16 protein-coding genes are annotated in these 12,117 nt (G+C 68.4%); 14 read left to right on the forward strand and 2 right to left on the reverse strand.

The features are described from left to right. Positions 1-90: 90 nt before the first annotated feature. Together JOF40_RS13210 and JOF40_RS13215 are read left to right on the forward strand one after the other, a co-directional pair. Positions 91-1,827 (forward strand): ABC transporter ATP-binding protein, encoded by a 1,737-nt coding sequence (locus tag JOF40_RS13210; protein WP_129184752.1) that lies wholly within the window; start codon positions 91-93, stop codon positions 1,825-1,827. Next, a complete protein-coding gene (locus tag JOF40_RS13215; RefSeq protein WP_209674601.1) occupies positions 1,824-3,746 on the forward strand; it encodes an ABC transporter ATP-binding protein in 1,923 nt (640 codons plus the stop codon). Before JOF40_RS13210 ends, JOF40_RS13215 begins: the two co-directional genes overlap by 4 nt. A gap of 65 nt (positions 3,747-3,811) precedes the next feature. Here JOF40_RS13215 and JOF40_RS13220 read toward each other — a convergent pair whose 3' ends face one another. Both JOF40_RS13220 and JOF40_RS13225 read right to left on the reverse strand, forming a co-directional pair. Further along, a complete protein-coding gene (locus JOF40_RS13220) occupies positions 3,812-4,168 on the reverse strand; it encodes an arsenate reductase family protein (protein WP_129184750.1) in 357 nt (118 codons plus the stop codon). 55 nt (positions 4,169-4,223) lie between these two features. Further along, positions 4,224-4,571 (reverse strand): zinc ribbon domain-containing protein YjdM, encoded by a 348-nt coding sequence (locus tag JOF40_RS13225; protein WP_129184748.1) that lies wholly within the window; start codon positions 4,569-4,571, stop codon positions 4,224-4,226. Between the two features lie 214 nt (positions 4,572-4,785). Here JOF40_RS13225 and rpsP point away from each other — a divergent pair, with 214 nt between their 5' ends. The 12 genes from rpsP (at position 4,786) to JOF40_RS13285 (ending at position 12,114) form a co-directional block, all read left to right on the forward strand. After that, complete coding sequence (rpsP, locus tag JOF40_RS13230) at positions 4,786-5,259, forward strand: 30S ribosomal protein S16 (RefSeq protein ID WP_129184746.1); 474 nt, start codon at positions 4,786-4,788, stop codon at positions 5,257-5,259. A gap of 2 nt (positions 5,260-5,261) precedes the next feature. Next, positions 5,262-5,513, forward strand: a complete 252-nt coding sequence (locus tag JOF40_RS13235; RefSeq protein ID WP_129184744.1) for an RNA-binding protein — start codon at positions 5,262-5,264, stop codon at positions 5,511-5,513. Positions 5,514-5,523: 10 nt separating this feature from the next. Further along, positions 5,524-6,075, forward strand: coding sequence for a ribosome maturation factor RimM (rimM, locus tag JOF40_RS13240; protein ID WP_129184742.1), 552 nt, complete (start codon positions 5,524-5,526; stop codon positions 6,073-6,075). A 1-nt stretch (position 6,076) separates the two neighbouring features. Then, entirely contained in the window at positions 6,077-6,757 is a 681-nt protein-coding gene (gene trmD / locus JOF40_RS13245) for a tRNA (guanosine(37)-N1)-methyltransferase TrmD (RefSeq protein ID WP_129184740.1), read from the forward strand. 183 nt (positions 6,758-6,940) lie between these two features. After that, complete coding sequence (locus tag JOF40_RS13250) at positions 6,941-8,227, forward strand: ammonium transporter (protein ID WP_129184738.1); 1,287 nt, start codon at positions 6,941-6,943, stop codon at positions 8,225-8,227. A gap of 399 nt (positions 8,228-8,626) precedes the next feature. Next, the gene (gene rplS, locus JOF40_RS13255; RefSeq protein WP_129184736.1) at positions 8,627-8,977 is read left to right on the forward strand and encodes a 50S ribosomal protein L19; all 351 of its coding nucleotides are present in this window, start codon (positions 8,627-8,629) and stop codon (positions 8,975-8,977) included. 14 nt (positions 8,978-8,991) lie between these two features. Continuing rightward, positions 8,992-9,528 (forward strand): GNAT family N-acetyltransferase, encoded by a 537-nt coding sequence (locus JOF40_RS13260; protein WP_129184734.1) that lies wholly within the window; start codon positions 8,992-8,994, stop codon positions 9,526-9,528. Further along, complete coding sequence (gene lepB, locus JOF40_RS13265) at positions 9,521-10,183, forward strand: signal peptidase I (RefSeq protein WP_246152869.1); 663 nt, start codon at positions 9,521-9,523, stop codon at positions 10,181-10,183. The genes JOF40_RS13260 and lepB (JOF40_RS13265) overlap by 8 nt, the downstream gene beginning before the upstream one ends. A 79-nt stretch (positions 10,184-10,262) precedes the next feature. Then, on the forward strand, positions 10,263-10,925 hold the full coding sequence (lepB, locus tag JOF40_RS13270) for a signal peptidase I (RefSeq protein WP_246152868.1): 663 nt from the start codon (positions 10,263-10,265) through the stop codon (positions 10,923-10,925). Between the two features lie 13 nt (positions 10,926-10,938). Beyond that, positions 10,939-11,592, forward strand: a complete 654-nt coding sequence (locus JOF40_RS13275) for a ribonuclease HII (protein WP_129184732.1) — start codon at positions 10,939-10,941, stop codon at positions 11,590-11,592. Continuing rightward, positions 11,589-11,903, forward strand: coding sequence for a DUF2469 domain-containing protein (locus JOF40_RS13280; RefSeq protein WP_129184730.1), 315 nt, complete (start codon positions 11,589-11,591; stop codon positions 11,901-11,903). Before JOF40_RS13275 ends, JOF40_RS13280 begins: the two co-directional genes overlap by 4 nt. A 25-nt stretch (positions 11,904-11,928) precedes the next feature. Continuing rightward, positions 11,929-12,114, forward strand: a complete 186-nt coding sequence (locus JOF40_RS13285; RefSeq protein ID WP_129184728.1) for a hypothetical protein — start codon at positions 11,929-11,931, stop codon at positions 12,112-12,114. The last annotated feature ends 3 nt before the right edge of the window (positions 12,115-12,117 follow it).

Consider the following 12,117-nt stretch of genomic DNA (forward strand, 5'->3'; position numbering starts at 1 on the left):
CGTGTCAAAGGCCGGGACGTCGGCTACGCCGCGAGCGAACCGTGACATCTGTCGTGGAGGAACGTCGGTGGGCCGGGCTAGCCTGAGGCCATGCTGATCCCGCTCTTGCGGACGTACCTCGCCCCGTACAAGCGGCCCATCGCGATCGTCCTGTTCTTCCAGCTCGTCCAGACCCTGGCCAACCTCTACCTGCCGGGCCTCAACGCCGACATCATCGACCGTGGCGTCGTGGTCGGCGACACCGGCTTCATCGTGCGCACGGGCCTGGAGATGCTGGCCATCACGGTGCTCCAGGTGGTCTGCACGATCGTCGCGGTCTACTACGGGGCCCGCACCGCGATGGCGCTGGGCCGTGACCTGCGCGCCGGCGTGTTCAGCAAGGTCGAGACGTTCGCGGCACGCGAGATGACCCAGCTGGGTGCCCCCACGCTCATCACCCGGTCGACCAACGACGTCCAGCAGGTGCAGCTCATCGTCTTCATGGCGCTGACGCTGCTGGTGACAGCCCCGATCATGTGCTTCGGCGGCATCGCGATGGCGCTGCGGCAGGACGTCGAGCTGTCGGGTCTGCTGCTGCTCGTCATCCCGGCGCTGGTCATCAGCATCGCCCTGGTGATCCGGCAGATGCGTCCGCTGTTCCGGCTCATGCAGGTCAAGATCGACACGATCAACGGCGTCATGCGCGAGCAGATCATGGGCATCCGCGTCATCCGCGCGTTCGTCAAGGAGGACTACGAGGCCGAGCGGTTCGGCGACGCCAACCGCGACAACATGGAGGTCGCGATCGCGGTCGGCCGGCTCATGGCCATGATGTTCCCGATCGTCATGCTGATCATGAACGTCTCGGTCGTCCTGGCCACGTGGTTCGGCGGCTACCGCATCAGCAGCGGCGATCTCGAGGTCGGCACGCTGACGGCGTTCCAGAACTACCTCGTGCAGATCCTGATGTCGGTCATGATGGCCACGTTCATGCTGATGCTGTGGCCGCGCGCCGAGGTGTCGGCCGAGCGCATCACCGAGGTGCTCGAGACCGAGCCCAGCGTGCAGGCACCCGCGGACGCGCCCCACGTCACGCTCTCCGAAGGACGCATCGACGTCCGTGGGGCGTCGTTCGCCTTCCCGGGTGCCGAGCACGACGTGCTGCACGAGGTCGACCTCGTCGCGCGTCCGGGCGAGACCACCGCGGTCATCGGCTCGACCGGCAGCGGCAAGTCGACTCTACTGGGGCTCATCCCTCGGCTGTTCGACGCGACGGGCGGGTCGGTCGAGATCGACGGCCACGACGTCCGCAGCCTCCATCCCGAGGACGTCTGGGCCTCGATCGGCCTGGTGCCCCAACGGCCGTTCCTGTTCTCGGGCACGGTCGGATCCAACCTGCGCTACGGCCGACCCGATGCCACGGACGACGAGGTGTGGGCCGCGCTCGAGATCGCGCAGGCCAAAGACTTCGTCGAACGGATGCCCGAGAGGCTCGATGCGCCGATCGCCCAGGGTGGGTCCAACGTGTCGGGCGGCCAGCGCCAGCGGCTCGCGATCGCCCGCGCGATCATCAAGCGTCCGCCCATCTACCTGTTCGACGACTCGTTCTCGGCGCTCGACTACGGCACCGACGCGGCTCTGCGCGCAGCCCTTCGCCCCGTCACCGCCCAGTCGGCTGTCGTCATCGTGGCGCAGCGGGTCTCGACGATCCGCTCGGCCGACCGCATCGTGGTGCTCGACGAGGGGCGCGTCGTCGGCACCGGCACGCACGCCGATCTGATGGACGGCTGCGACGTCTACCGCGAGATCGTCCTGTCGCAGCTGACCCTCGAGGAGGCGAGCGCATGAGCGGGGCACGGCCGGGCGGACCGGCGCTGGCCGGCATGGGCATGGGTCCGCAACGCGCGCGCGACTTCAAGGGCACGTTGCGGCGCCTGGCCGATCGGCTGCTGCGCGAGCGGATGCTGGTGTGGGGGCTCGTGTTGTTCGGCGTGCTGGCCACGTCGTTGTCGGTCGTGGGCCCGAAGGTGCTGGGTCATGCCACCGACATCGTCTTCACGGGCTACCTGTCGGACCAGTTCCCCGACGGTGCCACCAAGGCCGAGGTCGTGGCCAAGCTGCGGGCCGAGGGCAACGACCAGCTGGCCTCGCTCGTGGGCTCGGTCGACCTGAAGCCCGGCTCGGGCATCGACTTCACGAGCCTGTCGTGGGTGCTCGGGGGAGTGCTCGTCCTCTACGTGCTCGCCTCGCTGCTGCAGTGGTTCCAGGGCCGCATCACGACCGTCGTCGTCCAGCACACCGTGGCCGATCTGCGCAACGACGTCGAGGCCAAGCTCAACCGCATGCCGCTGGCCTACTTCGACCGCACCGAGCGGGGCGAGGTGCTCTCGCGCACGACCAACGACATCGACAACATCGCGCAGTCCTTCCAGCAGACCATGAGCCAGCTGCTCACCTCGGTGCTGATGGTCATCGGCACGCTGACCATGATGATCGTCATCTCGCCGCTGCTGGCCCTGGTCGCGGTCGTCACGATCCCGCTGGCCTTCGTCATCACCAAGGCCGTCACGAAGCGCTCGCAGCCCCAGTTCGTCAAGCAGTGGACCAGCACGGGCCGCCTCAACGGTCACATCGAAGAGGTCTTCACTGGCCACGACGTGGTCAAGGTGTTCGGGCGCCAGGAGGAGGCGCGGGCCGAGTTCGACCAGCGCAACGACGCGGTGTTCGGGGCGTCGTTCAAGGCGCAGTTCATCTCGGGCGTCGTCCAGCCCGTCATGATGTTCGTCGCCAACATCAACTACGTGCTCGTCGCGGTGATCGGCGGCCTGCGCGTCGCGTCGGGCTCGCTCAGCATCGGCGACGTGCAGGCGTTCATCCAGTACTCGCGCCAGTTCACGCAGCCGCTCACGCAGGTCGCCGCGATGATCCAGGTGCTGCAGTCGGGCGTCGCGTCCGCCGAGCGGGTCTTCGCCCTGCTCGACGAGGACGAGGAGCGCCCCGACGAGGTCGGTGCCCCGTTCCCCGATCCCGTGCGCGGACGCGTCGTGTTCGAGGACGTCTCGTTCTCGTACACGGCCGACGAGCCGCTGATCGACCACCTCGATCTCGTCGCCGAGCCCGGCCAGACCGTCGCGATCGTCGGGCCGACGGGTGCCGGCAAGACGACCCTGACCAATCTGGTGCTGCGCTTCTACGACCTCGACGGGGGACGCATCACGCTCGACGGCGTCGACATCGCCCGCATGGATCGCGGGCCGCTGCGTCGCAACTTCGGCGTCGTGCTGCAGGACACGTGGCTGTTCAACGGCACGATCCGCGAGAACATCGCCTACGGTGCCGACGGCGCGACCGAGGAGCAGATCATGGCGGCGGCAGAGGCGGCGTTCGTCGACCATTTCGTGCGCACGCTGCCCGACGGCTACGACACCGTGATCGACGACGAGGGCACCAACGTCAGCGCCGGACAGCGCCAGCTGCTGACGATCGCACGGGCCTTCCTGGCCGATCCGTCGATCCTCGTGCTCGACGAGGCCACGAGCTCGGTCGACACCCGCACCGAGTCGCTCGTGCAGGGAGCGATGGAGCAGCTGCGTGCCGGCCGGACGTCGTTCGTCATCGCGCACCGACTGTCGACGATCCGCGATGCCGACCACATCGTCGTGATGGAGGAGGGGCACATCGTCGAGCAGGGCACCCACGACTCCCTGCGCGAGGCGGGGGGAGCGTACGAGCGCCTCTACTCGGCGCAGTTCACCGCGTCCGCCTGACGGCGGCTCACCTGCCGGAGCTCACCTCAGGGGGGCCCCACGACCACGCCGTGCTGACGACCTGGTCAGTCGGCCAGGAAGGCGGCGACGCGGTCCTTCGGGCGCCCGATGACGGCCCGGTCACCGCGCACGAGCACCGGGCGCTGCATGAGCCGCGGGTGCTCGACCAGGAGGTCGGCGACGGCGTCGACCGTGGTGAAGTCGTCGGCGTCCAGACCGAGTCCACGGAAGAAGCCGTCCTTGCGCACCAGATCGGCCGGCGGGTCCTCGAGCCGTCCGAGCAGGGTGACCAGCTCGTCGCGGCTGAGGGGCTCCTTGAGGTACTGCACGACGTGAGCCTGCAGGCCAGTGGCCGCGACCTCCTCGACGGCGTGGCGCGAGGTCGAGCAGCCGGTGTGGTGCAGCACGGTCAGATCAGCCATGTGCAGATCCTACGGCGGTGTCACGCCGTCGACGGGCCGGTGCTCGTCGGGGCCGTCAGGCCTTCTTGACGACGCTCGACTTCAGCTGCATGGGGCCGAACCCCGGCACCTTGCAGTCGATGTCGTGGTCGCCGACGCCGTCGACCAGCCGGATGTTGCGCACCTTGGTGCCGACCTTGATCGACAGCGACTGGCCCTTGACCTTGAGGTCCTTGACGACCGTCACGGTGTCGCCGTCGGTGAGCACGGTGCCGAAGGCGTCCTTGACGACAGCACCCGCGAGCTCGTCCGGTGCCACCGCCTCGTCAACTGACCACTCGTGCGCGCACTCGGGGCACACCAGCAGCGCGCCCATCTCGTAGGTGTAGGCACTGGAGCAGGACGGGCAGGCGGGCAGGTTCATGGGGTGAGGCTATCGAGCCGTGGGAGCATCCCGGACCGCGCTGCGGCCCGAATTGGAGCCGGGCGGTCGGGTCTGGCAGAATGACCCCTTGCGTCCGGTTCGCACGGAGACCCTCTCATCTTCGCGCCGTCCGGCTCACCGATCTCGTCGGTCGTGTCCCCACGCGGCACCGACAGCTCAACCACTTTCATACATCTGAGGAGACACCACACTCGTGGCAGTCAAGATTCGCCTGAAGCGCATGGGCAAGATCCGCACCCCGTTCTACCGCGTCGTCATCGCCGACTCGCGCACCAAGCGCGACGGTCGTGTGATCGAGGAGATCGGCACGTACAACCCGAAGGCCGAGCCCTCGATCATCACGATCGACGGCGAGCGCGCGCAGTACTGGCTCGGAGTCGGCGCTCAGCCGACCGAGGCCGTCGCCGCCCTGCTCAAGATCACGGGCGACATCGGTGGCAAGAACACCATGAAGTTCGCCGACGAGAAGCGCAGCAAGGAAGACATCTTCCAGGACGCGCTCAAGGAGCTCCACAGCGAGCCCAAGACCGACGCGGTCACCAAGAAGGCCGCTGCCAAGAAGGCAGAGCCCAAGGCTGACGAGCCCAAGGCCGAGGAGCCCAAGGCCGAGGAGCCCAAGGCTGACGAGGCCAAGGCCGACGACGCTGCTGACGAGGCCAAGGCCTGATCGTGGCCGCCCCGATCATCGAGGTCATCGAGCACCTCGTCTCCGGCATCGTCGATCATCCTGACGATGTCACCGTCCGCGCCAAGCAGACGCGTGGAGGCGAGCTGTTCGAGGTCCGGGTCAATCCCGAAGACCTCGGCAAGGTCATCGGCCGCCAGGGCCGCACGGCCACAGCCATCCGCAAGGTCGCAGGTGCCATCGCCGGTCGTGGCGGGGCACGGATCGACTTCGTGGACGTCGACCGTCGTAGCTGACGGCACCGGCATGCACGTCGTCATCGGCCGGATCGGTCGTGCCCACGGCATCCGTGGTGAGCTGAACGTCGACATCCGCACAGACGAGCCCGACCGGCGTTTCGCCCCGGGCTCGTCTGTCGTCTGCGGCAGCCGTACGCTCACCGTCGCCTCGGCACGTCACCACGGCGGACGCCTCGTGGTGGCGTTCGCAGAGGTTCCCGACCGCAACGCCGCCGAGCTGCTGCATGGCACGGTGCTCGAGGCCGTCGTCGACCCCGACGACACCCCAGACGACCCCGACGAGTTCTACGACCACCAGCTGGTCGGGCTCGAGGTCCGCGGAGAGGGAGCACCCGACGGCGACCACGTCGTGGTCGGCACCGTCACGGGTCTGGTGCACCTGCCCCACCAAGACACATTGACCGTCGACATCGACGGCCGCGAGGTGTTCATCCCGTTCGTCACAGAGCTCGTGCCGGTCGTCGACGTGGCCGGCGGGTTCGTGACCGTCAAGGACGTCGAGGGCCTGCTCGACCCGTCGCGCGCCGAGAACGCCGCGTCCGACCTCGTCGGTGACTGAGATGCGCATCGACGTCATCTCGATCTTCCCGGCCTACCTCGACGCGCTGCAACTGTCGCTCGCGGGCAAGGCCCAGAGCTCGGGTCTGCTGCAGATCGCGACGCACGACCTTCGCGAGTTCACGCACGACCGGCACCACAGCGTCGACGACACCCCGTACGGCGGGGGTGCGGGCATGGTCATGAAGCCGCAGCCGTGGGGCGAAGCGCTCGACGCCCTGACGTCCGACGAGGCCGTCGTGGTCGTGCCGACGCCGTCCGGCACACCGTTCACGCAGCGCATCGCCGAGCGGCTGAGCGGCGAGCAGCACCTCGTGTTCGCGTGCGGCCGCTACGAGGGCATCGACCAGCGCGTCATCGACGAGGCGGGTGCCCGGTGGCGCGTCGAGGAGATCTCGCTGGGCGACTTCGTCCTCAACGGGGGAGAGGTCGCGGCGCTCGCGATCATCGAGGCGGTCGTGCGGCTGGTGCCCGGCTTCATGGGCAACCCGGCGTCGCTCGTCGAGGAGTCGCACGGCGCCGACAACCTGCTCGAGTACCCCGTCTACACCAAGCCGGCGTCGTGGCGCGGTCGTGACGTGCCGGGCGTCCTGCTCTCGGGCAATCACGCGGCCATCGCCGCCTGGCGGCGCGAACAGGCAGTCGAACGGACGCGTCAGCGTCGCCCCGAGCTGCTCGACTGACACGTCTCGGCATGCACCGGCACGCGGGCGTGACACGGAATTAACACGAACCGTGATCACGTAACACCAGCGTGATCCTCAGGCAAGCCTCAGAAAACCTCTCGCCGCCACAGTGGCACTGCACTGAGCGCAGCAACGTTGCTGTCCGCTCGGCCGGCTCGCCCCCCACGAGAGGTATTTCGCATGGATCTGTCTTCTGCCTGGCTGCTGCTCACCGCAGCCCTGGTGCTCTTCATGACGCCCGGACTGGCGTTCTTCTACGGAGGCCTCGTCAAGGCCTCGAGCGTGGTGTCGATGATGATGCTGAGCTTCGGCGCGATGGGACTCGTCGCGGTCCTCTGGGTCCTCTACGGCTTCAACATGGCCTTCGTCGACGGCAGCAGCGGTGACTGGATCCCGGAGGTCGTGGGCAATGCGTTCTCCGACTTCGGCATGGCCGACGCGGCGCAGGCCGCGTTCGCGGGTGAGGGCGAGCTGACGCTCGCCGGCGTGATCTTCGGCGGCACGTTCGCCATCATCACGGTCGCGCTGATCTCGGGCGCCATCGCCGACCGTGCGCGCTTCTTCCCGTGGATGGTCTTCGCCGGCCTGTTCGCGACGCTGGTCTACTTCCCGGTCGCCGCCTCGGTGTTCTCCTTCGTCACCGACGACGACGGCGTCCCGACGTTCACCGGCTGGGTCGGCCAGCTCGGCGGACACCTGGGCCTCGACGTCGGCACGATCGACTACGCGGGTGGCACCGCGGTGCACATCAACGCCGGCGCTGCGGCGCTCGCCCTGGCGATCGTCCTCGGCAAGCGCGTCAACTTCAGCCGCGAGCTGCAGAAGCCCCACAACGTCCCGCTCGTGCTCATCGGTGCGGCGATCCTGTGGTTCGGCTGGTTCGGCTTCAACGGCGGCGCTGCGCTCGCCACGGGCACGGCCGGCACCAACGGCTCCGCCGGCCTGATCTTCGTCAACACCCTGGTGGCCCCGGCCGCCGCGCTGCTGGGCTGGATCCTGGTCGAGCACTTCAAGAACGGCAAGGCCACCGCTGTCGGTGCCGCATCGGGCATCGTCGCAGGCCTCGTCGCGATCACCCCGGCCTGCGCCAACCTGTCGCCGCACTGGGCCATCGTGCTCGGCCTGGTCGCCGGCGGCGTCTGCGCCATCGCGATCGAGTTCAAGTACAAGCTCGGCTTCGACGACTCGCTCGACGTCGTGGGCATCCACCTCGTCGGCGGCGTCATCGGCACGCTCTACCTGGGCTTCTTCGCGATCGGCACGGGCCTGTTCACCGGTGGCGGCAACCTGGACCAGTTCATCGTCCAGCTGATCCCGGCTGCCGCGGTCGGCGCCTACTCGTTCGTCGTCGCCTTCATCCTGGGCACGATCATCGACAAGACGATCGGCTTCCGCATCAAGGAGGACGAGGAGGCCGCCGGCATCGACTCGGTGCTCCACGGCGAGACGGGCTACGCGCTCAACTGACCGTCCGCACCTCCGCACGACCCGACGCGCCCGCCGGTACGCCCGGTGGGCGCGTCGGCGCGTCCGGGCGCGACGGTTTCCCAGGTTCACCCCCGAAGCATTCTGGGCGCACCCCTGAAGCTGGCACCTCACCCCGGTCGCTACCGGGGTGAGGTGTCAGGAACCTGCGTGACCCAGATTCCGGCACCGGCCCCGGCGCAGATCCGGGGTGCACCTGGGAAACTGCGAACCGTGGGGCCGAGGCCGCCGAGGCGATTGGCTCCGCACGCTGCCCGTGTGGCAACATTGACCCTTGGCGTCGGACGGATCTGCCACAGGGGAGCCGTCGATCATCGCCGAACCCCTTCCTTTTGACCAACCATCCGTCGGTGACCTGTGGCACCAGCGAGGAGCAGCATCATGACCAACCTCATCGACCAGGTCGCCAGCGCGTCGTTGCGCACCGACCTCCCCGCCTTCCGCGCCGGTGACACCCTCGAGGTGCACGTCAAGGTCATCGAGGGCAGCCGCTCGCGCATCCAGGTCTTCAAGGGTGTCTGCATCAAGATCCAGGGCTCCGGCGTCGGCCGCACGTTCACGGTCCGCAAGGTCAGCTTCGGCGTCGGCGTCGAGCGCACCTTCCCGCTGCACACGCCCGTGATCGACCACATCGACGTCGCGATCCGCGGCGACGTGCGTCGCGCCAAGCTCTACTACCTGCGCAACCTGCGAGGCAAGGCTGCCAAGATCAAGGAGAAGCGCGACATCTGAGTCGTGCCCCACGCATGACCGATCTGTCACAGAAGCCCTCGCCGTCCGCGGCGGGGGCTTCTGGCGTCCCTGCGCCGTGGTCGCTGCGTCCGGCCGATCCGTCCGACGCGCCGTGGATGGCCGAGCTGCGCGCTGACGTCATGCGTCCCGACCTCGAGCGGCTGGGACGCTACGACGTCGTGAGGGTCAGGCGTCGATTCCTCGACGCCTACCGCCCCGAGCACACCAGCGTCATCGAGGTCGACGGCATCGCGATCGGCCTGTTCGCGGTACGACCCGAGCCGGACGAGCGTTGGTTCGAGCACCTCTACGTCCGCGCCGATCACCAGGGCCGTGGCCTGGGCGGTCAGGTGCTCGACCACGTCCTGCGGGCCGACAGCGACCCGCGACCGTTCCGGCTCAACGTGCTGCAGGGCAGTGCGGCCCGCCGGCTGTACGAGCGCCACGGCTTCGTCGTCGAGCGCGAGGACGCGATCGACGTCTGGATGGTTCGTTCCGCGACTGGCGACGGCCGCGAGGCCGCGCAGCCGGTACGCTCTGCGGGTGCCTGACACCTCCAAGCGGTCCCTCCCGGTCTGGCAGGAGTCGATCGTCCTGGTGGCGGTCGCGATGGTGCTGGCCGTCGTGGTCAAGACCTTCCTGCTCCAGGCGTTCTACATCCCGTCGGAGTCGATGGAGCCGACGATGCTGGTCGACGACAAGATCGTGGTCCAGAAGGTCTCGTACTGGAGCGGCGGCCCGCAGCGGGGCGACATCGTGGTCTTCGACGACCCGGGGGGATGGCTCAGCGCGGGGCAGGACGCACGTCCCGGCAACGTCGTGCAGCGTGCCCTCGAGAAGGTCGGCCTGTTCCCGAGCGGCGGGCACCTCATCAAGCGGGTCATCGGCGTCGGCGGCGACCACGTCGTGTGCTGCACGGCCGGGCGGCTGACGGTCAACGGCACCGCCGTCGACGAGCCCTACCTCATGGACGACACGTCGACCGCGCAGACCCCGTTCGACGTCAAGGTCCCCTCGGGACGGCTGTGGGTCATGGGCGACAACCGCGGAGACTCGAGCGCCTCACCTCAGCACATCGGTGATCCGGGGGGCGGCTTCGTGCCGGAGTCGACCGTCGTGGGCGAGGCCTGGCTCCGGCTCTGGCCGCTCGGTCGCGCGGGCTTCGTCGACGGGACGTCGGCCTTCGACGACGTGCCGTCACCCTGATCGACGCCTGATCGACACGGCGCACGAACACGTTCCGTCCGGGCGCGATGGCGTTGACGGTTCCGGCTAGGCTCACCGGGTGACTGAGACCAAGAAGCGGCAGCTCCCCGTCTGGCAGGAGTCGATCCTTCTGGTCCTCACCGCGATGGTCATGGCCGTCGTCGTCAAGACGTTCTTCCTCCAGGCGTTCTACATCCCGTCGGAGTCGATGGAGCCGACGATGCTGGTCAACGACAAGATCCTCGTCCAGAAGGTGTCCTACTGGGGTGGCGACGTCAAGCGCGGCGACATCGTGGTGTTCGACGACCCGGGCAGCTGGCTCGGGCCCGACGAGTCGCAGCGCGCCGGCAACGTCGTGCAGAAGGCGCTCGAGAAGGTCGGCCTCTTCCCGACCGGAGGCCACCTCATCAAGCGCGTCATCGGTGTCGGCGGCGACACCGTCGAGTGCTGCACCGACGGCAAGCTGACGGTCAACGGCGTCCAGCTCGACGAGCCCTATCTGCTCGACGAGACGGCCACGAAGGACGAGACCTTCGAGGTCAAGGTCAAGAAGGGCTACCTCTGGGTCATGGGCGACAACCGCGGCAACTCGTCCGACTCCCGTGCGCACCAGGCTGATCCGGGTGGTGGGCAGGTGTCCGAGAAGGCCGTCGTCGGCAAGGCCTGGGTGCGGGTGTGGCCGCTGGGTCGCGCCGGGTTCATCAAGAAGCCCTCCACGTTCGACGCCGTCAACGGCAAGTGACCAGGCACGCTCCATGACCAGGCTGGCCAAGGGCGCGACGATCCGCCGCGACGCGGGTCTGTACGGCTACGAGCGCGCGCTCGCCCGACAGGGGCTGCACCCCGTCGCGGGGGTCGACGAGGCCGGCCGCGGTGCGTGCGCCGGCCCGCTGGTCGCAGCGGCCGTCGTGCTCGACCGTCCCATCGCCGGGCTCGCCGACTCCAAGCTGCTGACCGAGAAGCGCCGCGAGGTCTGCTTCGACCTCATCATGCGTCGCGCCGTCGACGTGTCGGTCGTCGTCGTGCCGGCTGCCGAGTGCGACCGCATGGGCCTGCACCGCGCCAACATCGCCGCACTGCGCCGTGCGCTGTGGAGGCTCGAGGTGCGACCCGGCTACGTCCTCACCGACGGCTTCCCGGTCGACGGCTTGGGCGTTCCGGGGCTCGCGGTCTGGAAGGGCGACCGCGTGGCGGCCTCGATCGCGGCGGCGTCGGTCATCGCCAAGGTGACGCGCGACCGTCTCATGGTGCGCATGCACGAGCAGTTCCCGGCGTACGATTTCGCCACGCACAAGGGCTACAGCACGGCCGTGCACCAGGCGGCCCTGCGCGAGCACGGACCGTGCGACGAGCACCGCAAGACCTATGTGAACGTCAAGGCAGCGATGACGATGGAAGGAACGGCATGAGCTCGGAAGACCTGGAGCGGTACGAGTCGGAGATGGAGCTCGCGCTCTACCGCGAGTACCGCGACGTCGTGTCGATCTTCAAGTACGTCGTCGAGACCGATCGGCGCTTCTACCTGTGCAACGCGGTCGACGTGAAGGTGCGCTCCGAGACGGGCGACGCCTACTTCGAGGTGTCGATGAACGACGCCTGGGTGTGGGACATCTACCGGCCCGCGCGGTTCGCCAAGAACGTCAAGGTGCTGACGTTCAAGGACGTCAACGTCGAGGAGCTGCAGGGCTCGGACTTCAAGGTGCCCGGCGCGGACGACTGACGCAGGTTCTTCGGAAGGGGGCCCCATGACAGTGGTCTACGTGATGGGCGCGGTCGTCCTGGGTGCCGTGGTGCTGGGGCTCACGATGATCTGGTTGCTCGGTGCGACGCTGGGCCGCCGCGTCCGTGCGGGCCGACTGTCGGGGCGGTACACGTCGCGTCCCGGCAACTCTTCGGACAACGGGTCGTCGTCGTCCGGGGGAGCGGTCTGACGG

The organism is Aeromicrobium fastidiosum (assembly GCF_017876595.1).
In the GTDB taxonomy this organism is placed as follows: domain Bacteria; phylum Actinomycetota; class Actinomycetes; order Propionibacteriales; family Nocardioidaceae; genus Aeromicrobium; species Aeromicrobium fastidiosum.